28 protein-coding genes are annotated in these 24,659 nt (G+C 46.8%); 6 read left to right on the forward strand and 22 right to left on the reverse strand.

The genetic code is table 11. The features are described from left to right. Positions 1 to 18: 18 nt before the first annotated feature. The 5 genes from rodA to dmeF form a co-directional block, all read right to left on the reverse strand. A complete protein-coding gene (gene rodA, locus PG915_RS12305) occupies positions 19 to 1,104 on the reverse strand; it encodes a rod shape-determining protein RodA (protein WP_353496780.1) in 1,086 nt (361 codons plus the stop codon). 61 nt (positions 1,105 to 1,165) lie between these two features. Next, a complete protein-coding gene (locus PG915_RS12310; protein ID WP_353496781.1) occupies positions 1,166 to 1,843 on the reverse strand; it encodes a DedA family protein in 678 nt (225 codons plus the stop codon). Between the two features lie 52 nt (positions 1,844 to 1,895). Further along, complete coding sequence (locus PG915_RS12315; protein WP_353496782.1) at positions 1,896 to 2,270, reverse strand: hypothetical protein; 375 nt, start codon at positions 2,268 to 2,270, stop codon at positions 1,896 to 1,898. 84 nt (positions 2,271 to 2,354) lie between these two features. After that, positions 2,355 to 2,771 (reverse strand): MarR family winged helix-turn-helix transcriptional regulator, encoded by a 417-nt coding sequence (locus PG915_RS12320; RefSeq protein ID WP_353496783.1) that lies wholly within the window; start codon positions 2,769 to 2,771, stop codon positions 2,355 to 2,357. Further along, on the reverse strand, positions 2,771 to 3,700 hold the full coding sequence (gene dmeF, locus PG915_RS12325) for a CDF family Co(II)/Ni(II) efflux transporter DmeF (protein ID WP_353496784.1): 930 nt from the start codon (positions 3,698 to 3,700) through the stop codon (positions 2,771 to 2,773). Before dmeF ends, PG915_RS12320 begins: the two co-directional genes overlap by 1 nt. Positions 3,701 to 3,932: 232 nt before the next feature. On the opposite strand from dmeF, the gene PG915_RS12330 reads away from it, so the two are divergent. Next, a complete protein-coding gene (locus PG915_RS12330; protein ID WP_353496785.1) occupies positions 3,933 to 4,334 on the forward strand; it encodes a DUF2061 domain-containing protein in 402 nt (133 codons plus the stop codon). A 171-nt stretch (positions 4,335 to 4,505) separates the two neighbouring features. Next, positions 4,506 to 5,345 carry a transposase gene (locus tag PG915_RS12335; RefSeq protein WP_353496786.1) on the forward strand — a complete coding sequence of 280 codons (840 nt, stop codon included), beginning with the start codon at positions 4,506 to 4,508 and terminating at the stop codon, positions 5,343 to 5,345. 81 nt (positions 5,346 to 5,426) lie between these two features. Here PG915_RS12335 and PG915_RS12340 read toward each other — a convergent pair whose 3' ends face one another. Further along, the gene (locus PG915_RS12340) at positions 5,427 to 7,256 is read right to left on the reverse strand and encodes a hypothetical protein (RefSeq protein WP_353496787.1); all 1,830 of its coding nucleotides are present in this window, start codon (positions 7,254 to 7,256) and stop codon (positions 5,427 to 5,429) included. A 321-nt stretch (positions 7,257 to 7,577) separates the two neighbouring features. On the opposite strand from PG915_RS12340, the gene PG915_RS12345 reads away from it, so the two are divergent. Beyond that, positions 7,578 to 8,945 (forward strand): endonuclease/exonuclease/phosphatase family protein, encoded by a 1,368-nt coding sequence (locus PG915_RS12345; protein ID WP_353496788.1) that lies wholly within the window; start codon positions 7,578 to 7,580, stop codon positions 8,943 to 8,945. Positions 8,946 to 9,021: 76 nt separating this feature from the next. On the opposite strand, the gene PG915_RS12350 is transcribed toward PG915_RS12345, so the two are convergent. Beyond that, positions 9,022 to 9,192, reverse strand: coding sequence for a hypothetical protein (locus tag PG915_RS12350; protein WP_353496789.1), 171 nt, complete (start codon positions 9,190 to 9,192; stop codon positions 9,022 to 9,024). A gap of 276 nt (positions 9,193 to 9,468) precedes the next feature. Between PG915_RS12350 and PG915_RS12355 the strand changes: the two genes are divergently transcribed. Next, positions 9,469 to 9,810, forward strand: coding sequence for a hypothetical protein (locus tag PG915_RS12355; protein ID WP_353496790.1), 342 nt, complete (start codon positions 9,469 to 9,471; stop codon positions 9,808 to 9,810). Between the two features lie 223 nt (positions 9,811 to 10,033). On the opposite strand, the gene PG915_RS12360 is transcribed toward PG915_RS12355, so the two are convergent. The 4 genes from PG915_RS12360 to PG915_RS12375 form a co-directional block, all read right to left on the reverse strand. Then, the gene (locus PG915_RS12360; RefSeq protein ID WP_353496791.1) at positions 10,034 to 10,534 is read right to left on the reverse strand and encodes a DUF3332 family protein; all 501 of its coding nucleotides are present in this window, start codon (positions 10,532 to 10,534) and stop codon (positions 10,034 to 10,036) included. Positions 10,535 to 10,862: 328 nt separating this feature from the next. Further along, a complete protein-coding gene (locus tag PG915_RS12365; protein WP_353496792.1) occupies positions 10,863 to 12,209 on the reverse strand; it encodes a magnesium transporter in 1,347 nt (448 codons plus the stop codon). Between the two features lie 120 nt (positions 12,210 to 12,329). Then, positions 12,330 to 13,997, reverse strand: a complete 1,668-nt coding sequence (locus tag PG915_RS12370) for an amidohydrolase (protein WP_418642264.1) — start codon at positions 13,995 to 13,997, stop codon at positions 12,330 to 12,332. A 373-nt stretch (positions 13,998 to 14,370) separates the two neighbouring features. Next, positions 14,371 to 15,177 (reverse strand): crotonase/enoyl-CoA hydratase family protein, encoded by an 807-nt coding sequence (locus PG915_RS12375; RefSeq protein ID WP_353496793.1) that lies wholly within the window; start codon positions 15,175 to 15,177, stop codon positions 14,371 to 14,373. Positions 15,178 to 15,454: 277 nt separating this feature from the next. On the opposite strand from PG915_RS12375, the gene PG915_RS12380 reads away from it, so the two are divergent. Together PG915_RS12380 and PG915_RS12385 are read left to right on the forward strand one after the other, a co-directional pair. Continuing rightward, positions 15,455 to 15,733: a hypothetical protein gene (locus PG915_RS12380; RefSeq protein ID WP_353496794.1), complete on the forward strand. Its 279-nt coding sequence runs from the start codon at positions 15,455 to 15,457 to the stop codon at positions 15,731 to 15,733. A gap of 215 nt (positions 15,734 to 15,948) precedes the next feature. Next, on the forward strand, positions 15,949 to 16,188 hold the full coding sequence (locus PG915_RS12385; protein WP_042496929.1) for a hypothetical protein: 240 nt from the start codon (positions 15,949 to 15,951) through the stop codon (positions 16,186 to 16,188). A gap of 78 nt (positions 16,189 to 16,266) precedes the next feature. Here the strand turns inward: PG915_RS12385 and PG915_RS12390 are convergent, their stop codons facing one another. From PG915_RS12390 to PG915_RS12440, 11 genes are all read right to left on the reverse strand, one after another. Next, positions 16,267 to 17,151 (reverse strand): acyltransferase, encoded by an 885-nt coding sequence (locus PG915_RS12390; RefSeq protein ID WP_353496795.1) that lies wholly within the window; start codon positions 17,149 to 17,151, stop codon positions 16,267 to 16,269. Between the two features lie 205 nt (positions 17,152 to 17,356). Then, positions 17,357 to 17,863, reverse strand: coding sequence for a phosphatidylglycerophosphatase A (pgpA, locus tag PG915_RS12395; protein WP_112462109.1), 507 nt, complete (start codon positions 17,861 to 17,863; stop codon positions 17,357 to 17,359). After that, positions 17,860 to 18,831: a thiamine-phosphate kinase gene (gene thiL / locus PG915_RS12400; protein WP_353496796.1), complete on the reverse strand. Its 972-nt coding sequence runs from the start codon at positions 18,829 to 18,831 to the stop codon at positions 17,860 to 17,862. The genes pgpA and thiL overlap by 4 nt, the downstream gene beginning before the upstream one ends. Before the next feature lie 90 nt (positions 18,832 to 18,921). Further along, positions 18,922 to 19,389: a transcription antitermination factor NusB gene (gene nusB / locus PG915_RS12405; protein ID WP_353496797.1), complete on the reverse strand. Its 468-nt coding sequence runs from the start codon at positions 19,387 to 19,389 to the stop codon at positions 18,922 to 18,924. Then, positions 19,389 to 19,859 (reverse strand): 6,7-dimethyl-8-ribityllumazine synthase, encoded by a 471-nt coding sequence (gene ribE, locus PG915_RS12410; protein ID WP_004741508.1) that lies wholly within the window; start codon positions 19,857 to 19,859, stop codon positions 19,389 to 19,391. The genes nusB and ribE overlap by 1 nt, the downstream gene beginning before the upstream one ends. Positions 19,860 to 20,034: 175 nt before the next feature. Continuing rightward, entirely contained in the window at positions 20,035 to 21,144 is a 1,110-nt protein-coding gene (gene ribBA, locus PG915_RS12415) for a bifunctional 3,4-dihydroxy-2-butanone-4-phosphate synthase/GTP cyclohydrolase II (protein ID WP_353496798.1), read from the reverse strand. A 76-nt stretch (positions 21,145 to 21,220) separates the two neighbouring features. Further along, the gene (locus PG915_RS12420; protein WP_353496799.1) at positions 21,221 to 21,874 is read right to left on the reverse strand and encodes a riboflavin synthase; all 654 of its coding nucleotides are present in this window, start codon (positions 21,872 to 21,874) and stop codon (positions 21,221 to 21,223) included. Positions 21,875 to 21,877: 3 nt separating this feature from the next. Next, positions 21,878 to 22,987 carry a bifunctional diaminohydroxyphosphoribosylaminopyrimidine deaminase/5-amino-6-(5-phosphoribosylamino)uracil reductase RibD gene (gene ribD, locus PG915_RS12425; protein WP_353496800.1) on the reverse strand — a complete coding sequence of 370 codons (1,110 nt, stop codon included), beginning with the start codon at positions 22,985 to 22,987 and terminating at the stop codon, positions 21,878 to 21,880. 36 nt (positions 22,988 to 23,023) lie between these two features. Beyond that, positions 23,024 to 23,473: a transcriptional regulator NrdR gene (gene nrdR / locus PG915_RS12430; RefSeq protein ID WP_042496919.1), complete on the reverse strand. Its 450-nt coding sequence runs from the start codon at positions 23,471 to 23,473 to the stop codon at positions 23,024 to 23,026. An 82-nt stretch (positions 23,474 to 23,555) separates the two neighbouring features. Further along, the gene (truC, locus tag PG915_RS12435) at positions 23,556 to 24,329 is read right to left on the reverse strand and encodes a tRNA pseudouridine(65) synthase TruC (protein ID WP_353496801.1); all 774 of its coding nucleotides are present in this window, start codon (positions 24,327 to 24,329) and stop codon (positions 23,556 to 23,558) included. Continuing rightward, complete coding sequence (locus PG915_RS12440) at positions 24,326 to 24,622, reverse strand: YqcC family protein (protein ID WP_353496802.1); 297 nt, start codon at positions 24,620 to 24,622, stop codon at positions 24,326 to 24,328. The genes truC and PG915_RS12440 overlap by 4 nt, the downstream gene beginning before the upstream one ends. Positions 24,623 to 24,659 lie beyond the last annotated feature (37 nt).

Genomic DNA, 24,659 nt, shown 5'->3' on the forward strand with positions numbered 1-24,659 from the left:
GCTTTTTCTCATCTCACTTTAATCGTAACGCGATGTCGCTCGGCAGAGAGACATAATGATCCCAAAGCACACACCCTGAGTAATCATTGCGGTGCCGCCATAACTGAAAAACGGCAACGGGCTACCCATGACAGGTAATAGACCACTGACCATACCGGTATTGATAAACGCGTACAAAAAGAAGCTGAGCGCTAGCGCACCGCAAACCAAACGGCTATAGGCATGATGGCAATGACAAGCGAGCCACAAGGCTCTCAGCGTAATGAACAGATAGAGCGACAGAAGCAAAACGCAACCAACAAACCCCCACTCTTCTGCAAACGCAGAAAAAATGAAGTCAGTGTGACTTTCTGGAATAAAGCCCAACGAGCTTTGAGTGGCGTTCGTCCAGCCCTTCCCCGTTACCCCACCAGAGCCAATAGCAATATGGGACTGGATAATTTGATACCCCGAACCGAGTGGATCACTTTGCGGATTTAAGAACTGCAAAATGCGTTTCTTTTGATAGGTTTCTATCACAAAGAACCATAACAAAGGGGCAGAGGTTGCCACTAGAGCGACAAAGCCTCCGATGATCTTCCAACTCATGCCAGCGAAATAGAGCACAAACAGCATGTAAATCACGCCAAAGATTGCTCCATCCAAGTCTGGCTGAATAAAGATTAGACCCGCGGGAATGGCAGTCATCAAAATAGCCGCAATCAGCCGTAAGCCACTTGGTCTTGTGCCTTCCCTTTGAATAAACCAAGCCACCATCATTGGAACCGCAAGCTTTACCAACTCTGAAGGCTGAAAGCGAACCCCAGCTATACTTAGCCAGCGCTGAGAGCCATTACTGCTATCTCCTGCCAGCACCACACCGATTAGCAGGATAATGGTGAGTAAGTAAAGATGCGGTGAGAAACGTCGATACTGTTTCGCCGGGATCGAAGACATAATCAACACGCAGGTCAGTGCAATGCCGCAGCGCATCAAATGATTGGTCATCATCGCTTCGCTGTAACCACTGGCACTCCAAATGGTGAGCGAGCCAAGCATCATGATCGAGATAATCGCCAGCAAGATACTAAGGTCGAGCTGCGGAGTCTTAAAATTTTTCAACATGGGATTCTAATCAGAGGCGCTGCAAACGCCTCCTATGTGTGAGCTAGGAAATAGGACAGTATTAAAACTTATTGAGACGACGTTTCTTGTCACCGATAAGCCTACGCAGACGCCAGGTCGCAAAGGTGAAGATCGCCGCACAGAGCGTTGCAACAGGTGCTGCCATCAACACCATGGTAGCAAAACGGCTAATAGGCTCAGGCAGGGAAGGTAAGAGAAATCCTACGCCGGCCAGCAGGGCAATCCACAAGCTGGCACTGAACCAAGCAAAGTAGTGGAAACGCTGTACTTCATGCAGTCGAATCCCCATCACCATAGGTACCAGGCAGCGAACACCGGGAGCAAATCGAGCCATGAAAAGGGCAATAAGCCCATGGCGACCCAAAAGGTTATCCACCATTTTCATGTTGCTCTCAGGGACTTTGTTTACCCACCCTTGGACGACAGGCAAACGGTTTAACCAGCGCCCTTGTAAATACGCAAGCCAACTGCCCACGGACGCGGCAATGATAAGCAGCGCAAACGCGAGAAATGGGTTAAGAACCCCTACCGCAGACAAGGTACCCACCAGCACCACGACACTATCGCATGGCAAAGGTGCCGCAGGCAGGAAGCTGCTTTCTAGAAAAATAAACAAAGAGACCAAAACATAGATCAGTACCGCACTGCCAGGCGACAGCAGTGCGTCGAAGTCTTGATGCCATATAGCAATCAACACCTCTTGAGTCGCATCAAACATAGACACTCCAAAAGCTTAACGAAATGAGGAAGTTAAATCTTTGAAAGTGTGACTAACGCGAGTGAATGAAACGAAATTGTAGGTTGGACTCTTGCCAGCCACCGAGCCGAGGATTAGCAAAGGCGAGATAGCTGCTTGGGAAGGTGCATCTTAACTGCGAAAGCACAAACCATGAGGTCAGTGAAAACGCGACAATCAACCAAGGCAAGGGATCGCTCGGTCGGAACTGAGCTTTGTGTGATGGTACTCGCCATGTAGAAGGACGTAAAAGTTGATTCTCGTTAGCGAGGTCGGGCGCCCGCTCTGGATTTACGACCGCAGGCTGATAGGAATACCTCGTCTCACTAATAGACTCGGCGACGCTGCTCAAAAGCAACATCGTTAGCAAAGTCAGCAGTAATGGGAAGAAGTTAATCGTTCGCTTCACACAGAAAGCCTAGTAGTGGGATCTGCTTATATGTACTGCTAAGCGCTCAAAAAAGCAATGAGAAATTAACGACTCTTGGTAGCCTTAAAACTCTCGATTCATCTTCGATAAGCACGAGATAAGCAAAGCCTCTTGCCCCTCATCAAAATGGCGGGTGATGTCTTTGACCAAACTCTGGTGCAATTGGTTGTGGTGACGGTGAATCGCTTGCCCTCCCTCGGTCAAACCCACCACAATCGCGCGGCGATCATTAGGGTGTGGGAAACGCTCAATCAAGTTTGCAGCAACCAGCTTATCGACCTGTACCGTCAGCGTGCCGGTCGTGATCCCCAACTTGTCAGCAAGCTCCTTCATTCGCATTGCACCATGAGCACCCAAAACCTCTACGGTGTGTACTTGCGCCAATGAATACCCTGTCTCTTTAACAACGGACTGCTCCCAAGATGACATCTTGTCGTAAAACTCGGTCAATAGCTGGTTTAGCGTTTCTAGATTCTGCATTAAGTCGAACGTACTTCTAGTGTGAGATGGCTAATCTTATCAAACTTACTGAGTTTTTGTTTATACGCCTGCAAAGAAAGCGGGTCTTTAGACACTAAGGTAATGGCCGCAGCATAATGATGACCGCTCACTCTCCACATATGCAAATCAACCACGTCTGCTGAGGGGGCGAGTTCATGACGAATCTCAGTTCGATACGTTTCCTCTACGCTCTCATCGAGCAAAATAGGGCTGGTTTGTTTCAAAAGGTTGAGCGTCCACTTACCAATAACCACAGCACCAACAATGCCCATAAATGCATCTAGCCAATTCCAACCATAGAGCTTGCCAAGAATCAAAGCGCCGATAGCTAACAACGAGGTCAATGCATCCGCTAAAACATGCATGTAGGCCGCTCTTAAATTGTGGTCATGGTGATGATGCGAATGTCCGTGCTCATGTGAATGGTCATTGTCATGCGAGTGATGATGAGAATGATCGTGATGATGATCGCCAAGCAAAAACATACTCGCGACATTCACGGCAAGTCCTATAAAAGCCACGACAATTGCCTCATTAAAATGAATCGGCTGTGGATTGAACAATCGATGCACCGATTCGACGACCATCATAAGCGCCACAATACCTAGAGCAATAGCACTGGTATACCCCCCAAGCACGCTGACTTTACCTGTGCCAAAGGAAAACCGCTCGTTGTCCTCATGTTTCTTAGCATAGCGATAGGCAAATAACGTGATACAGAAAGCAGCAGCATGTGTCCCCATGTGCCACCCATCAGCCAAGAGTGCCATGGAGCCGTAAAAGGTTCCCGCCACTATCTCGACGACCATAGTGGTTACAGTTAGCAGCAGCACATAGAGCGTTCGTTTTTCACCTTGGTGATTATGACTAGAGAAATTATGTGAGTGAGGGGCGGATTCAAAAGGCATTAGGCACACTTTGTTTGACAATCAAAATACTTGACAATCAATGTAGTTTGATTATCAAACAAAGTCAAAAGTTTAAACGCCTAGATCCTGATAATCTTTGAGAATCGACTCAATCCAAAGACATTGATAGAAATAAACTATCAACTAAATAGGAGTAATTTACTTCTGTTACTGAGAATTATTATCAATAATGACCTCATCAACACAGATTAACGTTCATGAGGGTAACGTAATGATCAAGACACTTACTTTTGCAGGTATACACTTCTCTATCGCGACTATGGTTGCGTTTTCTCTGACTGGAGACTTCTTGCTTGGTAGTCTGGTCGCTATGGTAGAGCCGACTATCAACACTGGCGCGTTTTATCTTCATGAGAAGCTTTGGCAAAAACTGCCTTACCTAAAACGTCATGAGTCAAAGACTCAAGTGAAAACGGCAAGCTTTGCTGTCATCCATTTTGGCGTGGCGTTTAGTGTTACTTACCTACTGACTGGCGATGCCTTTATTGGTGGTCTAATGGCAACGATTGAACCCGCTATTAACTCGGTTGCTTATTTCTTCCATGAGCGTGTATGGCAACGCAACAAACACAACGTGGCACCACTTAGCATCACTAAAGCGGTAGCGGCATAACTCGCAAAATCCTCACTATCCAATGTGTCAGCGCGCTCCTATCAAAAGTGCTGACATATTGGACAACGCATCACGAGCAAATCCAATAGGGGTCAAGTCTTGCGTTTTGCCTTTCAAGGTTGATCCTTTATAGTAGAACGTTCATACACTTATGAGACGACCCCCACCGTTATGAGCAGACCACTACGAATCGAATACCCAGGCGCCCTCTATTATGTGAACTCGAAAGGCAACGACGGACAGTCTGTTTTTCAAGACCGTGAAGATTTTGAACTGTTCCTTCAAGTGCTCGATCACACCGCAACGCGCTACAACTGGATGGTTCATAGTTACTGCTTGATGAAGAGTCAGTATCACCTGCTGATTGAAACGCCAGATGGCAACTTAAGTATCGGCATGCGCCAGCTTAACGGCGTCTACACACAGCGCTTTAATCAAAAACATGGTCGCAGTGGACACCTATACCAGGGGCGTTTTAAATCCATTCTGGTCGAAAGAGACGCGCACTTTCTCGATGTCGGTCGTGACATTTTGCTCAGCCCAGTCAAAGCGAATATGGTCGTGGATCCAGAAAGTTATCCGTGGAGCAGTTGGGGCTACCTCAACGGCAGCAAAACAGCACCAACATGGTTTGTCAGTAAGCCCACTCTCGAATCTTTTGGCACAGATCGCGAGCAAGCATTGAGCCACTACAAACAGTTTGTTCTCGAAGGGAAAGAGTGCAATCCATGGCAACATCTAAAACGTCAAATTTTCTTGGGCGATGAGGACTTTATTCAGCGCCACCTTACGCAACTTGAATCGCTGACCGGGGAGCTTGGTGAGATCCCAAGTGCCCAGCGACGCTCAGCACCTCTTAGCCTGAAAGAATATGAGCAGAAAGCCAATAGCCGAGATGAAGCCATTTGCCTTGCGTTTCGCAGTGGTGGCTACACACAAAAGCAGATCGGTGCCCACTTTGGCCTGCACTACTCACGCATCAGTCGAATCGTGTCTAAAGGGCAAGCTTAGTCACCAGCCGGTTAGTGCCATACGAACAAAAGCCAGCAATGTTCAAGTGACATTGCTGGCTTTTTTACAGGTAGGAGTCAGTTACTGGTTTGTGCCAAGCGGCGTACCATCCGCCGACACATAGTACTGATTGATAATGCGTCCGTATGGGTCAAGAGCGTTATGGAATATACGAACCACATCGTCCTTTTGGCCACCAGAAACTTGGGTCATCCCCTCACCAATGGTGACACGGCTACCCTCGCCTTCTTGCTGAGGATGATATAGATACAAATCGCCTTCAGTGACAAACGTACTTGGTCTTGACCATTGGTAGACAAACTCATCCTTACGTCCGTTAAGCTGTTTTACTTCAGCCATGTACGGCGTCATTTCCAGCTGTGATGCTGGCGGCTCAGTCAGATAAATCTGTTTGTCCAAAACTTGAGCATCAAAGTGGAATGCCACTGTATATGTTTGGTTACTCGGGATTGCACCAGCTTCACTTATTGGGTACCCAGAAAGCATACCGCTAACAAAGTTGCCACTATCGACGAGATGGCAACTGGTCGAGTTCGGCGTACGGTAGACTTTATCCATCTTAATCACCTGGTCGGACGGCGATGTCACGGTGACAGAATTTAAGCCATCAATTACCGAGCTAAGCGGCGCTAACTCATCGAAAAACTCTGGATTGCCGAACTGCCACTCCCCCACTTCAGGAACCAACTCGCAGTCAGAGGCCGTCAAAAAACCAGACGTTTCAAACACCCAATCAAACGTATCAAAGTCACCCCAATTATAAGGTTTCGTCGCTTGGTTTAACTTGTATACCGCGTAAAAAGAGGTCGGGTATGGCTTATCGTCACCAAGGAACTTCAGCTTGCCTTCATCAAGCTCAAACCAAGCTTGGTCGCGCGCAATACTACTAGACGTGCTGGCTTCAAATGCCGTGGTATACCCTACCAGATAACGCTTTATCTCAGGCTGACTGTCAAGCAGCACTAAATCGCGATAACGCTCTAAAGACGCATCCTCTTCATTCGGCAAAACATTAAAATAGTTTTGATGCAGCTCTGCTCGGTTTGCACCAAACCAATGTGCTTCTGGCGCTAAGAACGCTTCAAACCCGGCCTGATCATCTTTAAGAAGAATCATGGCTTCGAGTATCTGCGAGGCTTGATTAAGCAGCGCCAGTTCTAACTTGAGCGTCTCCATCCCATAGTCCTCAGGCAACAACTGCTCCCCTTGCCAACCTTGCGCATAGGTAAGCGTTAGAGAGTGTTTAGGGTTAGGCCGGTAAGTCACCACAGCGCCATCAGAGTGATACTCTAACGCTAAAGCGGATAAGATAGCATCGAGTTCAGTGTGATCAGCTGGATAATACTCACGAAGCAAGTCGCTGTTTAGACCCACTCCCGCTGCTTCAAACAATGGTTTTAGAGTGTACTTCAACTCAACTTGCGCGGCTTCAATCGCTGCCGCAGTGAACTTAGACTGGTGCAGCTCAAAATCTTCAAACACAAGCTCAGCATCAACGCCCGCAACCTTACCAATAAGTAAGCGTGTTAGCGGGTTTAGATTCAAGTGCTGAGACATGTTATCCATCAAAATGGTGTACTCGTTGATGGCTTTAACACCAGAGGCTCCATCGATCTTAAGCAGCGTTGGATACACCAATTGCCCAGCATTGGCGATGGTAAAATCACCACCTTTTGGCGCTGTGTACACCATGCTATTGAGAACCGTTGTTCTATTGGGGCTTGCATCGACCTGTGCCAAGGCGATACGCCCTTTGATCCCACCACCAGCCGATGCTAGCCCTTGAATTGTCGAAAAAGAGGGATTGGTTTCGTTGGTATCACTGTCTTGGCTACAGCCACCCAGCATCATCCCCAAACCAACCAAGATAGAAAGCGCTTTGATGTTCATTATGTTCCTAAGCCATTACTGCTAAACGACATTCCGTCTCGCATAAAAAGAATTTGGCGGAGTCTAACTCAACCTTATCCTGTGGCTCCAAACAATAAAATCTATCGTGATCATGATTGCCGTTAATCAACGACTAAACTCACCCACACTGCGTCTTTAGCAAAGCTCAAATGTCATAAATGCGTCCAAAAACATGCGCTGAATATCACAATTAATTGAAATTTAATCTTTTTGCACAAACCAAATGCAACACTTATCACACAAATACCTTCACTATGACAGTAGACTCTGGCGCTGAATTTATAAAAATAGAGCCAATTTATGAAGACAATAAAAACAACACTCGCATTACTTGTAGGAGCAGTGGTGCTCTCTGGATGCAATGACTCCGACAAGCAGGCAGTGGCAGAGTCAACTCAAGTGAAAATCGCAACCTACAACCTCTCTTTTGATCGAGCAACCTTTGCCGATTTAGTTGCGGAAATGCAAATAGCTCCAGAGACTCAGCAGCAACTGGTTACCACCTACCTTGATGGCACTATCGACGATGCTGACAAAAGCCAAGCGGAGAAGGTCATCCAAATCCGAAATGTTGCGGCGATTATTCAGAAAAACCGTCCTGACGTGCTCATGATGGCGGAGTACAACAATGATGGTGCCGGTGAAGACAAAGCTGCGCTGATCGGCTTTCAAACCAACTACCTCTCGGTCGCTCAAAGCCTAGATGGTGCGAGCGGTGATGCTAACTTAGAGCCGATTGAGTACCCTTTTTCGGAGTCTTACGCGACCAATACCGGCCTACTTTCAGAACTTGACCTTGATAACAATGGCGTTGCTGGCCAGCTACCGGGCGACGCTTGGGGCTTTGGGTTTTATCACGGCCAATACGCGTTTGCACTGATGTCCAAGTATCAAATAGATACGGCCAATACACGCACATTCCAAGAATTCAAATGGAAAGACATGGCAGGCGCTGAGATACCAACCATTACTCTTTGCGATGACGCCAACAACCCAATTCCTGCTGGTATGGCTTGCGGTGACAACTGGTATACCAATGAAGAGTGGCAACAGGTAAGACTGTCTTCCAAAAACCATGTGGATGCACCGATTATCATTCCAACAGCCGATGGTGATGAAGTGGTACACTTGTTGATGTCTCACCCTACACCACCAGTATTCGATACGGGTAAAAACAAAGCGCAAAATGCCGCGGAAGTAACGTTTTGGCATGACTACATTCAAGGTAAAGACTACTTCTACGATGATGACGGTAGCACAGGTGGACTTGATAGCAGTGCCAAATTTGTGATGATGGGCGACCAAAACCTTGACCCTGTTGCTGGCGATGGTATTAGCGCGGTTATGCAAGCGCTGCACAACGACCCACTCGTCAATCAAGCGGTTTCAAATGGTGAGCTGTACCCAACAAGCTCAGGTGCGGCAGAGCATGCTACTGACAACAGCTCTACACACCCAGCGCCTAATCGCCTCACTTCAACCTTTGGTCTAGCTGTCGACTATGCTCTCCCTTCTCAGACGTTAAACATCGTTGATTCTGGGGTTTACTGGGCAGCAAGTTACGAAGAAGGTCGTTTGCTGTTTAATGATTCACGTATCGGAAAATGGGGTAATGGAAAGGATGTCTCGTCCGATCACCGTATGATTTGGATTAAAGCGGAGTTCTAACTTTTCCTTATTCACATTCGCCTTAGCGGCCAAATCCGACGCTTAAGTCATCGCTAAGGCGAATGGTCACTACTGACTATCTGGCCTCGCCTCCTTTTTGCCTGCAAGCCGTCATTGGCATTCGAGTTGATTTCCCGTCAATGGTGCAGTCCACCAAAAAGCCAATTTTCCCGCCACTTTGACTGGCAAAGCTAGCACTTGAGAGCAAGAGTAGCGCCCCCATACCGGCGGCAATCATCCATTTCATAACGTGTCTCCTTACTTACAAAAGACACCATTAATTATGTATGAGAATGATCATTTCGCCACGCGTGTCAGCATGTGTCACCGGATAAAACTAGGCTCGATCGGAAACGAATTGTGCGATACAGCTCACTTACGACATTTAACTATCTGAATAAATGAACAATTTGTGCATGTTGACGGAAGAGTAAGTTAGAATCGGCAAGCCTAATAACATAGAGTCGGCATTAAGACTGACCCAAAAGGCATATCAGAGTAACAATAGCAGTAAGGTAAATAAATGAATCGAATCGTTCATGTACCCGCGCATTTTTGCGAAGTGGGAAAACATGAAGCTGTCGACTATAGCGATTCTCCCGTGTGGCGAAAAACGGGGTATTCCAAATCGGTAGTGGACAGTGTCCGTCTAGCAGAAGATCTGCAAAAAGCGGTCGCGACACTCAATCATGATGGCTTTGAGGTGGTCTCTATTACCCCAATCACGAGTGGTGACTATGACTTTAAAGCAATACTTGAGGCGGGTGGAAGAGGTGAAAATGGTTACGGTGGTTATGGCTATGGTTACGGCTTTAGTTATACGCAAGGACTGATTGTTACCGCCAAACGCATTCAAGCTGTCTAAACCTAATTAGAAGTCTCTAAACACGACCAAATGTTTCTGTAGAGAAGATTGCATACTGAATTTTACATTCTGCCACGCTCTGCTCATCGCGCTTTTTGAGCAACATGGTAAGATCGAGCTATACCAATTCGCTCCTTTTCCGCATCCTATTGATTGGTAAAAAGGCCGACCGGGATCAGCACCCAGTCGGCCTTTTTGTTTGTGCTTTATCAACCAAATAGCATTAAGAAGCGGTCGCGTGCTGCTCTAGCTCTTGGTGTGTCGCGGTTGTCACGTATTGACCATCTAGGTAGAAGTCAACGCTGTCTTGGCCGCTTACGCCTACCAACGTGCGTGCTTTGCCCGCATCATCCAAAAATTCCATTTGCATTGTGCTGTCGTCAAGTTTCGATAGTTTCACTGGCGCTGTTGAGAACTTCTTACCTACTTTGTGGTTTACTTTAATGTAAGCCTTAGCCGGTGTGTCAGCGACGGCTTTTTTCTTTGTGATAGGGTTCGTACCCGTCCAGAACTCAATAGAGTTAACAACAAATAGGTCAGCAGCCGCTGTGATCGCGTACACTGGTGACATCAAAGTATACAGACCTGCGCGCGCGTAACGGTTATCGACACCCTTTAGGTTCACTTCGTACATTAGTGCACCTGTTGTCGCCATTTGGCCGATACAGCCTGTTAGCATAGTAGACATTAGCGCCGCAGCAATTGTTGTTTTGATCAGTTTCATCACTTAAACACCTATTGCCTGTCCGCGTATTCAAAGACAAGCAAGTTGATTGAAATCATTAGAAAAACACCAGTCAATACCACTGACGTTTTCATTCTCACCACCAATAAATGGCGCGGGATTATAACTCCAATCAAATAGAGTGCTAGGAAGGCAAAACGGGAAAAATCGACGCGTTAACAAAGGTGATCAAATTCACCAATATTTGTACCAAAACGAGGACAAAACTAACTTTTTATTCAATAAGTTACGTATAATTCGTTTTTTTGTAGGCCAGCTGATGTGATCACCAGCTGGTTACAAAAAAGCAAACTAGGCCAGCCTTTCCCTACAACAGCACCAAACTTGCCGTGCCTAAGAAAGCGAAAAAACCGACGACATCAGTGACTGTGGTGAGGATAACCGAACCTGCCAGAGCCGGATCAAGGTCGAGTTTATCGAGGATTAATGGAATCAACACCCCAAACAAGGCTGCGGTGATAATATTAACGACGATCGCCAGAGCAATCGTGCCGCCAAGCAGTGGCGATTGAAACCACAGCCCTGCTACAGCGCCAATAATCAACGCCCACAGCAGACCGTTGATCGCACCAATGCCAAGCTCATTTTTTATCAGCGCAAACCGGTTTCCTGCAGTGATCTGATTTAGCGCCATAGAGCGCACCATCAAGGTCAAGGTTTGGCTACCTGCAATGCCGCCCATGGAGGCCACAATAGGCATCAGAACCGCCAGCGCGACCACTTGCGCGATCACATCTTCAAACAGACTAATAGTTACAGAGGCAAGAATAGCAGTGAGGAGGTTAATGCCGAGCCACACACCACGTTTTTGTGAGCTTTTAAGAATCGGCGCAAACAGGTCATCGCCTTCGTCCATACCAGTACCCGCCATAAGGCGCGTTTCGTAAATTTCACGCTGAGTACTTAGTGCGAACTTCCAATCGATCTCACCTAGCAGTCGTTTACGCTCATCTAGGACAGGAAGCGAGGTAAACGCAGAGCGCTCCATGGCATCGACGGCTTCAGCGAGCTCTAGTGTGGCACTTAACGTGCTCACATGCTCCAGCACTAAAGACTTGATGCGTGTCGATGACTCTGCGCCGACCAACTCAGCGTATTCGACCATACCGCGAAAGCGGTGCTGTTTATCGATCAGATAAACGTAACCCGATGGCTCATGGGTGTACTTATCCACCAGCACTTTGGCACGGGCGACGGAAATATTAAATGGCAGTGCCACCACTTTACGCTCAACCCAGCGACCCAGCTCTTCTTCTTGGTATTCATTCGCAAGGTCGTAAAGCTCTAGCTCTGCAGGCTCTAGGAAGGAGATGGCCTCTTCGATGATCTCATCAGGCAGTGAGTCAGCCCATTCAATCAACGATAAGTTGTCGAGCTTAGCAAGGGTAAGCTTTAACTCGGTTTCAGATAGAGCATCGAGGATCGATACACGCACTTCACCACGAGACTCGGTAAGGACATCAATGTGGCTTTCGAGCGGCAGCTCGCGCCAAAGCCTAACCCTTTGTTCAATGGGAAATGCTTCTAGAATAAGCGCAATCGATGCGGCATCAAGGCCTTGCTCGATATATTGATTGAGGATCTGTGGCTGCTGCGTGTCTTCGGCCTGTGAGATTTGATCGATGTGAATTGAGAGATCTTGAAATTCGCTCACTAAGGGCTCCCTGAAACCATTCGCGTTAATAGAGTACCCTCTATCATAGCGAATAGGTCACAGCGCCACATTCATAATATTGATAAATATGAGCAATTGTTCAACGAACAACCATTTTGATTACTGTTCTGTCCACTGAAAGACGATTTCGCCTTGAGTCATGGTTAACGTTACTGCGCTTTCGGCGATCGCCTCCGGTGATAGCTGACGAATGTCTTTTTCAACCACCACCAAGTCAGCCGACTTGCCGACTGTAATTGAGCCCGTGAAGCCGTCAATCCCCAAACTCTTCGCCGCATTCATGGTGTAGGCGTCAATGGCAGCATCAACCGATGGCAATCCCGTGTCCTGCATCATGATGCTGTTCGCGATACCAACCAAAGGGTTAATGTCGTGAACATTCCAATCACTGCTGAGAGTTAAATTTGCGCCGGTATCAAAAATAGCGCGCAAGTTCATAAGCCTGTGAGCACGCACAGCGCCCAAGAAGGCTTTTGCCCATGCATGGTCTTGAAAGGCCACATAGTCAGAGCCCACCTGAAAGTCTGCTGTCACCGCAAGCTTTGCAAAACGAGGGATATCTTGCTCATTGACCAACTCAACATGGGTCAAGGTGTACGGCTTATTGCTACCGAGGTTACGAACATGCTCAATGGCATTAAGTGATTCGTGCACTGCTCCATCACCAATGGCATGAATATGAGCACTATAGCCAAGCTTATCGAGAGCACTGAGCCAGGTTTTCATATTCTCAGGAGGAATGTAGTTGAGACCTTTAGGGCGATTGGGCAGATAGGTCTCTCTATAGGGCGCTAACAGCTTGGCTGTGCCATTGATAATGATGCCATCGCTGTACATCTTTACTTGATTGACGATCAGCTTGTCGCTTGGTGATACCTCAGCTGTGTAAATGGACTCGAGGAACTCAAGCTGCTCTTTCATATCCGCATCAGGATAGATCCACGGGCGCAGCAGCACGCGTGACGTCAACGCTTCTTGCTCTCGAGCATGTTGCCATACTTCAAACCAACCTCTTTTCCAGTAGAGCCTGCCATCACCAATGGTGGTAATACCGTGCTCTGCCGCAGCCGCTAAGCCATTGAGTAGCCCTTGATAGCTCTGCTCAAATTGTGCCTTCAAACTGTTCCAAGCGATTTCCATGATCGCATCCCCTGCACTGTCTAGCAGCACGCCATTGAGATTGCCCTCTGCATCGCGCAGCAATGCGCCGCCTTGAGGGTCAGAAGTATACTTGGTAATGCCTGCCAGCTTTAACGCTTGTGAGTTCACCCACATCGAGTGTGAGGTCTGCTCCATTAAAATCACCGGACGGTGAGGGAAAACAGAATCAAGCAGCGTAATTGGAGATAGCTCACTGCTCTCTTCCATTATCATTTCGAGGGAAAAACCATAGCCAAGTAACCATCCGTCAGAACTGGCTTGCTCACGACAGTATTCAAGGTAAGGCCGCAACTCTAAGAGACTTGCAGAGGCACTGAGTTCGCAATTGCCCCCTGCTTCAGAGGCGGCTTCAAAGACGTGATTGTGGTTGTCAATAAATCCTGGAAGCAGAAACTGCTGCTCGAGATCGATAATTATTGCACGAGAATCGACACTGGATAAAACTTCATCGGCTGTGCCTATTTGAGTTATTACCCCGTTTTCAATCACTACGCTATTAGCTTTAGGATGCTGATAGACAACAGCATTAACCAAAACCATATTTTGCGACGCAGTTAACGTTAAAGGATAAAGCAATAAAAGCGAGCTCAACAGCCAAGCTTTCATTCGACTAGTTGCAACTATCCACTGACTTCTAAGCTGTTTGTTTCTTCGCACGACGCATAACCTAGACCAATAACTAAAACCAAGAGATTATCAATAAAAATACTTTAAAATTATAAGCTTAATTGAATAACACAACAGAGTTTTCCGCTATTCACTTTTATTTATAGAACTGTAAGTATATACACGGCTTATATAAAATCTGAACCAATATCACACAACAACAACGTTAGGTATATTTTCATGTGCAAGTGTAAACGGCGATTCGCGATCGTTAGAATCAAGCGCAGTTTATGGCAAAAGCTCTCTGGCATCAAAGAGCTTTTCCGCTGCCGAGTTTGTGGGGAGGATCTGATCGTCCGCTAAGGTTTCCCCACTACCAATAGCGCTGTCTGGGCTGAAACTCAGGCGGCGCTTTTTTTCGCAGCGCGCTTTGCATCCGCCCAAAATTCCTTCCTAACATGATGCGTATCTGACTGTAGGTTTCATAGGCCAATAGCTTCCACGCTGGCGCTGTCCAATATCGAGTGTACATGTGTTTCATCGCTGCGTTCACATCGGGAGACATGCGTTTTACTTTGTTTGCTAGCGTTTGGGCTGCCTCCAGTGGCACTTCACAGACCTCTGTTACCAATCCATATTTTAACGCTTCTTCTGCTGACAACTCTTGACCACAGATAGAGATGAGCATCGCTCTGTCCTTTGGCATCACCTCACGCAAGGCAATAGAGCCAGCCATGTCCGATGTTAAACCCATCTTTGATTCCATAATGGATAGATTCGCCTTTGGCGAGCAAATACGAAAATCAGCACCAAGCGCAATTTGCATCCCAGCGCCCCAGCAGTAACCGTCGATTGCCGCAATGACAGGGACTGATAATTTGCGCCAGTTACTGCTTACCTGTTGAGCGCGGTTGGACTGACCCGGCCACCATTTGAACAACAGTTTCGCCGCATTGCTTTTATTGGTCATCATGGATTTAAAATCGAGACCCGAACTAAAGTTGTCCCCGGAACCCGTCAAAATCACCGCTCTGAGTTGGCGATCTTTACGTAGCGCACGACTCACGCGAATCAGCTCTTCGAACATCCCCATATCGACACCATTAAGCTTATCTGGGCGATTTAACGTCACAGTCACCACATCCTCAGTGCGGCTGACTTTGATCCTTTTATAGTCCATCCTTATTCCTTTATTTTGCTGGCTTTTTCATCAGTGTAGTGAGCGCTGGCAGAAGCGTTAGAATGTTTACTCAATAATGAGAACCCCATCGTGTATAGCACTGGCCTCATATACGCATTGCGACAAAGCCCCAACCGAATGTGATGTCTGACCAAAACTGACAATACAATCATTTATTTTTTCGATGTCGCTTACGTTATTGAGCTGTGTTACTTGTTTTGAGCATTTAGCGTGATTGAATGAAAGCGTTAGATTGGATGAATAGGAAGTAGAATCCATGATTAAGGAAAATCAGCAAAAACCTCACCACGACTCAACCACAGTGATCCAATATCAGGATAGCGATCCATGGTGGTTTAGTGTCTTATTAGTCGTATTTACCTACCTATTGTTAGCCTTTGTGCTCCCAGATCAATTGTCTAAGGGCGATCAAGATACCGCCGCCTTCATTGATACAGTAAGTCGTTTTGCACTCCCCATTGCGATGACATGGTGTATTCCTTCACTGGTAACGCGAGCTAAGCAACTTATCATTAGCAAAAGACAGTTCGCTTAAAAATTAGACATTTGTCATTTTTAATGGTGGATGCTTAATTCGTCCACCAAAAGTTTATTTTTTCACCTTATAGGCAGAACTTCTCAGGTTTACAAACAGTTAGCTCTAGCACGTTATATACCCCACAAAAATGTGAGTAAGATCACCTTGATCGTACTTTTTCATGGTGTTATCGTGGTTTTGATGACGAAAATGTGACCACAAAGGAGTGTGCTTTGCCGAATATTCAAGTGAGCCGTTGGCGTGTTGAATCTTGCCCTAAAGCATTAGAGCAAAAAATCATCTCAGCCGTCGCCTACAAGGAAATGAAGGGAACTATTTCTGATTTTGAGTTGTGTCAGATATTCGGAGAAACCGTTTGGAAGAGCGGTGAGGATTACCATACTCATGCAGTATCGGTGTTAATTAACGAAGCCGAAAAGTGCTGCAGAGTGATACCTAGACAGTTTGCTTAACTGTTTTAGTCGCATTAAAAAGGTCTACCCTAGGGTAGACCTTTTTTGTATCTGACTTTGTTGTCTCTGAAACGCGACTTAGCTTTGCGAATAAATCGTCTCTAGCGTCTCATCTTTACGCTTCCAGACCTCGTTGAGCCAATTGTGGAAACGGCGCTTGAATACTTTGTCATTAAAGTAATCACCGTTAAGATTTTCATCCATTTGATAGACATCTATCTTAACCACTACTTTGGTGAGCTTACCTTTCAACAAGTCCTTAAACGGATCTTCGCGGTTTTCTGGGTACGCCAGTGTAATGTCGACGACACCATCTAATAGATGATTCATAGCATTAAGTGTGAACGCAACGCCACCTGTTTTTGGCTTCAACAAGTGTCTATATGGCGTTTTAACCGTGACCAATTTTTCTTCGCTGTAACGCGTACCTTCAACAAAACTGATCATAGTGGTGGGTACATGTTCAAACTTCTTACACGCCTTACGAATCGCATTGAAATCATCGTTGCGGCGCTCTGGGTTCTTTACAAGGTAAGCTTGCGAGTGCCTTTTCATAAATGGCATATCAAGTCCCCAGCACGCAAGGCCAACAAACGGGACATACAATAGGCTCTGTTTAAGCAAGAACTTACACATCGGCATTTTATTTTTCATTACCGAGGTAATGATAACGATGTCCGCCCAACTGAGATGGTTAGACAGCAGCATGTACCACTGCTCTGGTGTCAACTCATCGCCGCCTTCTATATCCCATTCGATATTGTTGTTCAGATTAAGAAGCCACAAATTAATCGTTGCCCAAAGCCACATCTGCTTATTAGATAAGCTCGTCATCAGAGTCTTAACAGACGCAAGAGGTAGGGCTAATTTAATGATCGAGAATGTACAAACCACGACAGCCGTGATAGCCGTATTGACCATGACAAGAAAAGAATTAATGAAAAGACGTAGATTGCTAAACATACCAATTGTTACAGAGCGTAAAAGAGGCAGCAATCATAGCAACTTTTAACCAAACGTATAGTAAAGCTTTGTCATTCAGATATTGCTTTGTAAAAAACAACTAAGAAAACACTTAAATTACATAGTCTTAGAAAATTACCGAACAATAGTCCTCCGACCAGAAATGAAAAAGCCTTGTGAACAAACAAGGCTAAAGATCGTCATTTTAAGCCAACCAGCCAGCAAAATGTCCCACTAAATACAAACAGAGCCCTGCCATAATACCGGCAACAATATCATCAATCATAATACCGAGGCCGCCATGCATACGTTTGTCGAGCCAGCCGATAGGCCAAGGCTTTACCATGTCAAAGAAGCGAAACAGCACAAAGCCTGTGATTAACCACTTCCAATCATCGGCAGGCAATTTGAGTGCGGGTACAATAGCCATGGTGATCCAAAAGCCAGCAAACTCATCCCAAACGATTGAGCCGTGATCATGCACGCCCATGTCTTGAGAGGTGACGTCACAAATTTTTATACCAATGATACAGGCGATAACCACGGCAATGAGGTAAACGCTTAACGGCAGCTGAACCAGTAGCAGGTACAAAGGGATCGACGCGAGCGTCCCCATGGTGCCGGGGATAATCGGTGACAAACCACTACCAAAGCCTGTTGCTAGCAGGTGCCACGGATTTTTAAGTGAGATTAAGTCGAGAGGATTGCTCATTGATTTCCCTTAAAATGATCAAAACCGTCGAGTTGCCAGTCCACTGGCGCATCGTCGTTGTGAAGCTCTATATATTCTGTGCCGGTCAGTTGCCCAATACAGGTAAACGGCGTATTACTTAACGCCACTTCAAGTTGACCGCGATTGGCCTCTGGTACCGTAAAGCATAGTTCGTACTCTTCACCACTGGTCAGTGCATATTGCTGAGCAAGTGCCCGGCTACCGACAAACTGCAGCAGTTCTTTTGATGTCGGAAGCGCTGCAACATTAAGCCTTGCGCCAACCTTAGAGCGTTTCAGAATATGCCCTAAATCAGCCACCAGCCCATCAGAAATGTCGATGGCTGCTGAAGCAATATCTCGCAACGCTATACCCGCTAGTACGCGTGGCGTGGCTTCAAAGTGACGTCGTTGTAGCTCTTGATTGAGGCTGGTATCCGCGCTGATGTTGTTCTCTAAAATCACATCAAGTCCCGCTTTGGCATCACCAAGTTGTCCGGTGACATAGACCCAGTCTCCTGACTGGGCACCATGGCGAGTCAACGCCTTACCTTCAGGTAGTGTGCCTTGAACAGTAAGAGTGATAGTAAGTGGACCTTTAGTGGTATCGCCGCCAATCAGTTGAATACCATAGTAATCGGCAAGCTTAAAAAACGCATTGGAGAAACGCTCTAGCCATGCCGTATTGATTTCAGGCAACGAAATACCCATAGAAACCCAAGCAGGGGAAGCGCCCATGGCCACGAGATCACTGATGTTTGACGCGAGGGCTTTGTGAGCAATTTGCGCAGGATTAGCGTCAGCGAGAAAATGAGTGCCCGCCACTAAGGTGTCGGTACTAATGGCAATATGAGAGCCAGCAGTAGGGGCGACAATCGCACAATCGTCTCCTTGAGCGAGGATCACATCCTTTCGGTTTTGCTGCTTATGAGCAAAGTACTTATCGATTAAACTAAATTCACCAGACATCTTGTCGACTTGGCAACGAAAAGGTGAACAGAGTATATAAAAAAGGCCAGCAAATTGCTGACCTTTTTACGAATAGACAAACGTTGTTTGTTACTTCTTACGAACGTGTGGTGCTGCTTTATCTAGTACACCGTTAACAAACTTGTGGCTGTCTTCTGCAGCGAATACTTTTGCAAGTTCGATTGCTTCGTTAATAACCACTTTGTAAGGTACGTCTTCACGGCGTGTCATCTCGTACATCGCTAGGCGAAGTAGCGCAAGTTCCATCATGTCTAGGTCTTGCATTGGACGAGAAACAAATGGACGTAGCTTGCTGTCTAGCTCCGTGTGATTCAACGCGACACCCGTGAGTAGGTCACGGAAATATACAACGTCAGTCTCTGGCGCAGTCAACGCAGGCTCAGCAGCATGATGTTCTTCTTCATCATACTTACCACCTGATAAGAACTGTTCTTCAACAGTGGCAACATTTTCTTTAGTAATTTGCCAAGAATAAATTGCTTGCAGAGCAAATTGACGTGCATTACGACGTGCGGCTGGTTTCACACTGGCCCCCATTAGGAATCGATTTCAGAAAGAACGTTGATCATTTCAAGCGCGCTTAGTGCAGCCTCTGCACCTTTATTACCAGCCTTGGTTCCTGCACGCTCGATAGCTTGATCGATGGTATCAACAGTCAATACACCAAAGGCTACTGGTAGGCTATATTCCAGAGACACTTGTGCAAGACCTTTATTACACTCACTACAAACATAGTCGAAATGTGGTGTACCGCCACGAATGACTGTACCTAGCGATACGATTGCATCAAACTTACCTGTTTTCGCAACACGTTGAGCAACAAGTGGTAGTTCAACTGCGCCTGGGCAGCGTACAACCGTGATGTTGTCTTCGCTCACTTGACCGTGACGTTTCAAAGTATCGATAGCACCCGATAGTAGGCTTTCATTGATAAAACTATTGAATCGTGCAATTACAATAGCAATCTTTGCGTTCGGTGCTGGGAAGCCACCCTCGATAACTTTCATATGCTTTCCTTATAAACTATGTTCATCTCGCGAGAATCGACGGATTCTAGCACAAGTCATTTATTAATATCTACCGCTAACTTCGTCCAGACAAGGCTTTAGCAAGGTGTCCAAAAGTAGGGCGCAGTCTTGATAACAAAAAGCCTTTGCTTATCAGAAGCAAAGGCTTGATAGGTTACTCTGTGACGTATTCCGTGACCGTCAAACCAAAACCACCGAGGGCATGGTATTTTTTGTCTGCTGATGACAGCAATTTCATTTCATGCACGCCAAGGTCAGCTAGAATTTGAGAGCCCACACCTACGCGGCGAGATGTGCCCTGCTTTTTCGCCATAGTAGGTGCTGTGCCGCTATCTTGCTGTTCGAACATTTTCATCTTGTGAATCAAGAAGTCAGTGCTCTCTTCATTACCCAGTATGACCAGCACACCACCTTCATTGCCAATGCGCTTCATCGCTTTTTCCAGTGTCCAGCTGCGATCTGAGTTACGGTTTGAGCGCAGAATGTCAGTGAACGTGTCTTGCAAGTGAACACGAACCAGTGGCGTGTTTGCCGTCAAGTCACCAGCACACATAGCGTAGTGGATTTGGTTATCGATGGTATCGCGATATGTGACCAGCTCAAACTCACCAAATTCTGTCGGCAAGTGACACGCAGCAACGCGTTCAATCGTTGTTTCGTTGTTGTTGCGGTACTCGATAAGGTCAGCAATCGTACCTAGTTTGATGTCATGCTTTTCAGCAAACACTTCAAGATCTGGGCGACGCGCCATAGTGCCATCGTCGTTTAAAATCTCAACGATCACCGATGCTGGCTCAAGTCCCGCCAGTTTTGCTAAATCGCAGCCCGCTTCAGTGTGACCTGCGCGAGTTAGTACACCACCATCTTGAGCAGCAAGTGGGAAGATGTGTCCTGGCTGAACAAGATCGGCCGCTTTGGCATCTTTCGCAACAGCCGCTTGCACAGTGCGCGCGCGGTCGGCAGCAGAAATACCGGTAGTCACACCTTCAGCGGCTTCAATCGATACGGTAAAGTTTGTGGTGTATTGCGCGTTGTTGTCTTGCACCATAGGAGGCAAACCTAGGTTTTCACAGCGCTCTTTGGTCATGGTTAGGCAGATAAGGCCACGACCATGGGTTGCCATAAAGTTGATAGCTTCAGGGGTAATTTGCTCAGCGGCCATAATAAGGTCGCCCTCGTTTTCACGATCTTCATCATCCATTAGGATGACCATTTTCCCTAAACGGATATCTTCAATGATTTCTTGCGGCGTACTAATTGGCATTTCACGTTCCTGTTATTGCGCTTGTTTTTATCTGGGTTTTGCAATTCTTAGATTTTCGAGAACTAGATTCGCGAGATTAGGCAAAACCGTTTTGTTGTAAGAATTCCATCGTCAGTCTCGACTCAGGCTCAGAGTGAGTCTGCGCTTGAAGTAATCGCTCCATGTAACGAGCCATAACATCGACTTCAAGGTTTACTTTTCGCCCTACCTGGAACTGGTCGATGGTGGTCTCTTCTGACGTATGTGGCACGACAGTTAGCTTAAACGCATCTTTGCGAAGATCGTTCACTGTCAAGCTAATACCATCCACAGTAATCGAGCCTTTTTGGGCGACATACTTAGTGATTTCCGATGGCATCTGTACCCAATACTCAACTGCACGACCGACTTGCTGTCTGTCGACAATCTCACCCACGCCATCGACGTGACCAGAGACAATATGACCACCGAAACGCGTGGTCGGTAACATGGCTTTTTCAAGGTTGACCTTGTCACCCACGCTGTAGTTGGCAAAGCCGGTTTTCTTTAGCGTCTCTAATGATAAATCCGCTTGGTAACTACTGTCAGTGAACGCCACCACAGTTAGACACACACCATTGGTCGCAATACTGTCGCCGAGTTTTACATCGGCCATATCCAGTTTGCCAGCATCAACGGTAACACTGATGTCTTCCCCTTTTGGCGTAATCGCTTTTAGGGTACCAACGGCTTCAATAATTCCTGTAAACATCTTCTATTTCTTTTTTAGCTGTGGCGTGGCAACGATTCGAATATCACTACCCACCATACGAATGTCTTTAATATCGAGATCGATAACCTGTTGCATCGACTCAAGCCCAAGCGCGCCGATCAGTCCTCGGCCATCAGCCCCCATAAGCTTAGGTGCTAAATAGACGATAAGCTCATCGACAAGCTGCTGCTCTATCATAGAGCTCGCCAGAGTTGCGCCCGCTTCCACCCAAACATGGTTAATTTGGTGCTCTTCGGCTAGTACATCTAGCGTTTGGGCAAGGTCTAGCTGCTCGCTTGAACCTGCTGGGATGTTAAGATCGCCACCTTCATGAGCCACTCGGAGGATAACGCCTTCGGTGCTGAACAGTTTTAGATCAGAGCTGAGCTGATTTTGTCTGTCCAATATGACACGAACTGGCTGACGAAGCTCTGTGGAGTCAATCACCGAATGAACTTGGCTTGGCAGTTCATTCCAGCGAACATTTAGAGATGCATTGTCGTCAATAACGGTGCGGCTAGTAGACAAAATAGCGCCAGCTTCAGCACGATACGCCTGTACATCGCGGCGCGCTTCAGCGCCTGTGATCCACTGGCTTTGACCATTAGCAAGTGCGGTTTGCCCATCGAGACTGGCCGCCATTTTAAGCTGAACGAAGGGACGATTGGTTTCCATTTTCTTTAGAAAGCCTCGATTTAGTGCTCGCGCATCTTGCTCCAAGATGCCAACCTGCACTTCAATACCCGCCTCTTCAAGCATGGCAAAACCACGCCCAGCGACTTGCGGGTTTGGATCGGACATGGCACAGACGACTTTCGCGACACCCGCTTTAATCAGCCCTTCGGCACAGGGTGGCGTGCGCCCATAGTGGGAACATGGCTCTAGGGTGACGTACGCCGTCGCGCCCTTAGTTTGCTCACCCGCCATACGCATTGCGTGCACTTCGGCGTGCGGCTCACCCGCTTTCTTATGGTATCCCTGCCCCACAATGACATCATTTTGCGTTATCACGCAGCCGACATTCGGATTTGGAGCAGTGGTGAAGCGGCCTTTCTTGGCAAGGTCAATCGCTAAACTCATCATCTGATAGTCAATAGCGCTAAACTGACTCATAGTAATCCATACCTATCGCTGATTTTGGGGTGGCTGTTAGTCTTCCAAGCGAGCGATTTCTTCACCGAACTCGCGAATGTCTTCAAAACTACGGTAAACAGATGCGAAACGGATATAGGCCACTTTATCCAGCTCTTTCAGCTGAGTCATGACTAGGTTTCCTATCATTTCACTTGGGACTTCACGCTCGCCGGTAGCGCGAAGTTGAGATTCAATATGACTGATCGCAAGTTCAATCGAGTCTGCACTTACAGGACGCTTTTCTAGCGCTCGCTGAATGCCACCGACCATCTTATCCTTGTTGAAAGGCTCACGATTACCATTGGATTTAATCACCTTTGGCATAACCAGTTCGGCGGTTTCAAAGGTGGTGAAACGCTCACTGCACGCCAAACATTGACGACGACGACGCACCTGATGGCCATCGGCTACCAGTCTGGAATCGATAACTTTTGTGTCATTTTCTGAACAAAATGGACAATGCATAACACCTCCTATGGTTTAGACCACAGTTTAGCGAAAATTCACCTATTAAGAAATCCACTATTTAGTCCGTAAAGTAACGTAATTAGGTGTAATCTTGGATTGCGTCACACTCTTGCCAGCCAAATTCACTCATTAGACTCTGCCAAACCGAATCAAACCCTGCTTGAATACGTATTGGCTCGCCAGTAATTGGGTGGTTGAACGCCAAACAAGACGCATGCAACAGCATACGATGGGTATCGTAATGCTCCCTAAACAAGCGATTGTGCCGGCCATCACCATGAGTCGTATCACCGACAATCGGGTGACTTAAATGATGCATATGACGACGAAGTTGGTGCTTACGACCCGTCTTTGGCTTCATTTCCATTAAGCAGTAGCGGCTAGTTGGAAAACGACCTGTCGAGTATGGCACTTCAACCTTAGCCAATGGCTGATAGGCGGTGACCGCTGGCTGCGCCTCTTTTTCTTGGTCGGCAAACTTATCGGCAATTTTGTCGAGTTCCACTTTCAGTGGATAGTCTAAAACATCGCCTTGCTCAATCCAGCCACGAACAATGGCGTGATAGGTTTTCTCAATATTGTGCTCGGCAAACATCGGCATCGCTTTCGCTGCTATCTCACTCGAAAGTGCAAATAACAACACACCCGATGTTGGTCTATCCAAGCGGTGCAAAGGAAAAACGTGCTGACCAATTTGATCACGCAAAGTTTGCATGACAAAACGTGTTTCATTTTTATCTAGCCATGAGCGGTGTACCAACATACCCGCAGGCTTATTCACCGCAATGAGGTACTCGTCTCGGTAGACAATCTCTAGTAGCTCAACCTCTGGTAAAGCTGTCGATTCACTCATTTTGCGGCCTCATCTATCTGTTTAAGTACCATTAGAACCTCGGCCAACTCAGGACGTCGCTTCCACACTTCTTCAAAGTATGGCGTGATTTCAAACCCTTTTGGGGTGTCGCCACCGGCCTCAATCAGGGACTCCATTCGGGCAATAAAAATCCATTGCAACCACTCTTGGGGCTCAAGGGTATCTACTGCGAACGGCTGTTGGCTACTCAATGCCACTATATTTGGGGCGTTAAGCTGCCAAAGTGAGTGTTTTTTAAGCTGCTGTTTCAGCTCAACAAGTAATAACTTCATAGATCTATCTAGTAGCGCGACGAACTATTTCACGACT

It is taken from the genome of Vibrio sp. CB1-14 (assembly GCF_040412085.2).
Taxonomy (GTDB): Bacteria; Pseudomonadota; Gammaproteobacteria; order Enterobacterales; family Vibrionaceae; genus Vibrio; species Vibrio chaetopteri.

Coding starts and splice junctions, on each gene's coding strand:
- PG915_RS12335 (WP_353496786.1), top strand. CDS start 4,506: ATGAGCAGACCACTACGAATCGAATACCCAGGCGCCCTCTATTATGTG.
- PG915_RS12380 (WP_353496794.1), top strand. CDS start 15,455: ATGATTAAGGAAAATCAGCAAAAACCTCACCACGACTCAACCACAGTG.
- PG915_RS12370 (WP_418642264.1), bottom strand. CDS start 13,997: ATGAAAGCTTGGCTGTTGAGCTCGCTTTTATTGCTTTATCCTTTAACG.
- rodA (WP_353496780.1), bottom strand. CDS start 1,104: ATGTTGAAAAATTTTAAGACTCCGCAGCTCGACCTTAGTATCTTGCTG.
- PG915_RS12340 (WP_353496787.1), bottom strand. CDS start 7,256: ATGAACATCAAAGCGCTTTCTATCTTGGTTGGTTTGGGGATGATGCTG.
- PG915_RS12360 (WP_353496791.1), bottom strand. CDS start 10,534: ATGAAACTGATCAAAACAACAATTGCTGCGGCGCTAATGTCTACTATG.
- PG915_RS12420 (WP_353496799.1), bottom strand. CDS start 21,874: ATGTTTACAGGAATTATTGAAGCCGTTGGTACCCTAAAAGCGATTACG.
- ribE (WP_004741508.1), bottom strand. CDS start 19,859: ATGAAAGTTATCGAGGGTGGCTTCCCAGCACCGAACGCAAAGATTGCT.
- nusB (WP_353496797.1), bottom strand. CDS start 19,389: ATGGGGGCCAGTGTGAAACCAGCCGCACGTCGTAATGCACGTCAATTT.
- PG915_RS12320 (WP_353496783.1), bottom strand. CDS start 2,771: ATGCAGAATCTAGAAACGCTAAACCAGCTATTGACCGAGTTTTACGAC.
- nrdR (WP_042496919.1), bottom strand. CDS start 23,473: ATGCATTGTCCATTTTGTTCAGAAAATGACACAAAAGTTATCGATTCC.
- PG915_RS12350 (WP_353496789.1), bottom strand. CDS start 9,192: ATGAAATGGATGATTGCCGCCGGTATGGGGGCGCTACTCTTGCTCTCA.
- PG915_RS12345 (WP_353496788.1), top strand. CDS start 7,578: ATGAAGACAATAAAAACAACACTCGCATTACTTGTAGGAGCAGTGGTG.
- PG915_RS12390 (WP_353496795.1), bottom strand. CDS start 17,151: ATGTTTAGCAATCTACGTCTTTTCATTAATTCTTTTCTTGTCATGGTC.
- thiL (WP_353496796.1), bottom strand. CDS start 18,831: ATGTCTGGTGAATTTAGTTTAATCGATAAGTACTTTGCTCATAAGCAG.
- ribBA (WP_353496798.1), bottom strand. CDS start 21,144: ATGCCAATTAGTACGCCGCAAGAAATCATTGAAGATATCCGTTTAGGG.
- ribD (WP_353496800.1), bottom strand. CDS start 22,987: ATGAGTCAGTTTAGCGCTATTGACTATCAGATGATGAGTTTAGCGATT.
- dmeF (WP_353496784.1), bottom strand. CDS start 3,700: ATGCCTTTTGAATCCGCCCCTCACTCACATAATTTCTCTAGTCATAAT.
- PG915_RS12375 (WP_353496793.1), bottom strand. CDS start 15,177: ATGGACTATAAAAGGATCAAAGTCAGCCGCACTGAGGATGTGGTGACT.
- PG915_RS12440 (WP_353496802.1), bottom strand. CDS start 24,622: ATGAAGTTATTACTTGTTGAGCTGAAACAGCAGCTTAAAAAACACTCA.
- PG915_RS12310 (WP_353496781.1), bottom strand. CDS start 1,843: ATGTTTGATGCGACTCAAGAGGTGTTGATTGCTATATGGCATCAAGAC.
- PG915_RS12355 (WP_353496790.1), top strand. CDS start 9,469: ATGAATCGAATCGTTCATGTACCCGCGCATTTTTGCGAAGTGGGAAAA.
- pgpA (WP_112462109.1), bottom strand. CDS start 17,863: ATGAGCAATCCTCTCGACTTAATCTCACTTAAAAATCCGTGGCACCTG.
- truC (WP_353496801.1), bottom strand. CDS start 24,329: ATGAGTGAATCGACAGCTTTACCAGAGGTTGAGCTACTAGAGATTGTC.
- PG915_RS12330 (WP_353496785.1), top strand. CDS start 3,933: ATGATCAAGACACTTACTTTTGCAGGTATACACTTCTCTATCGCGACT.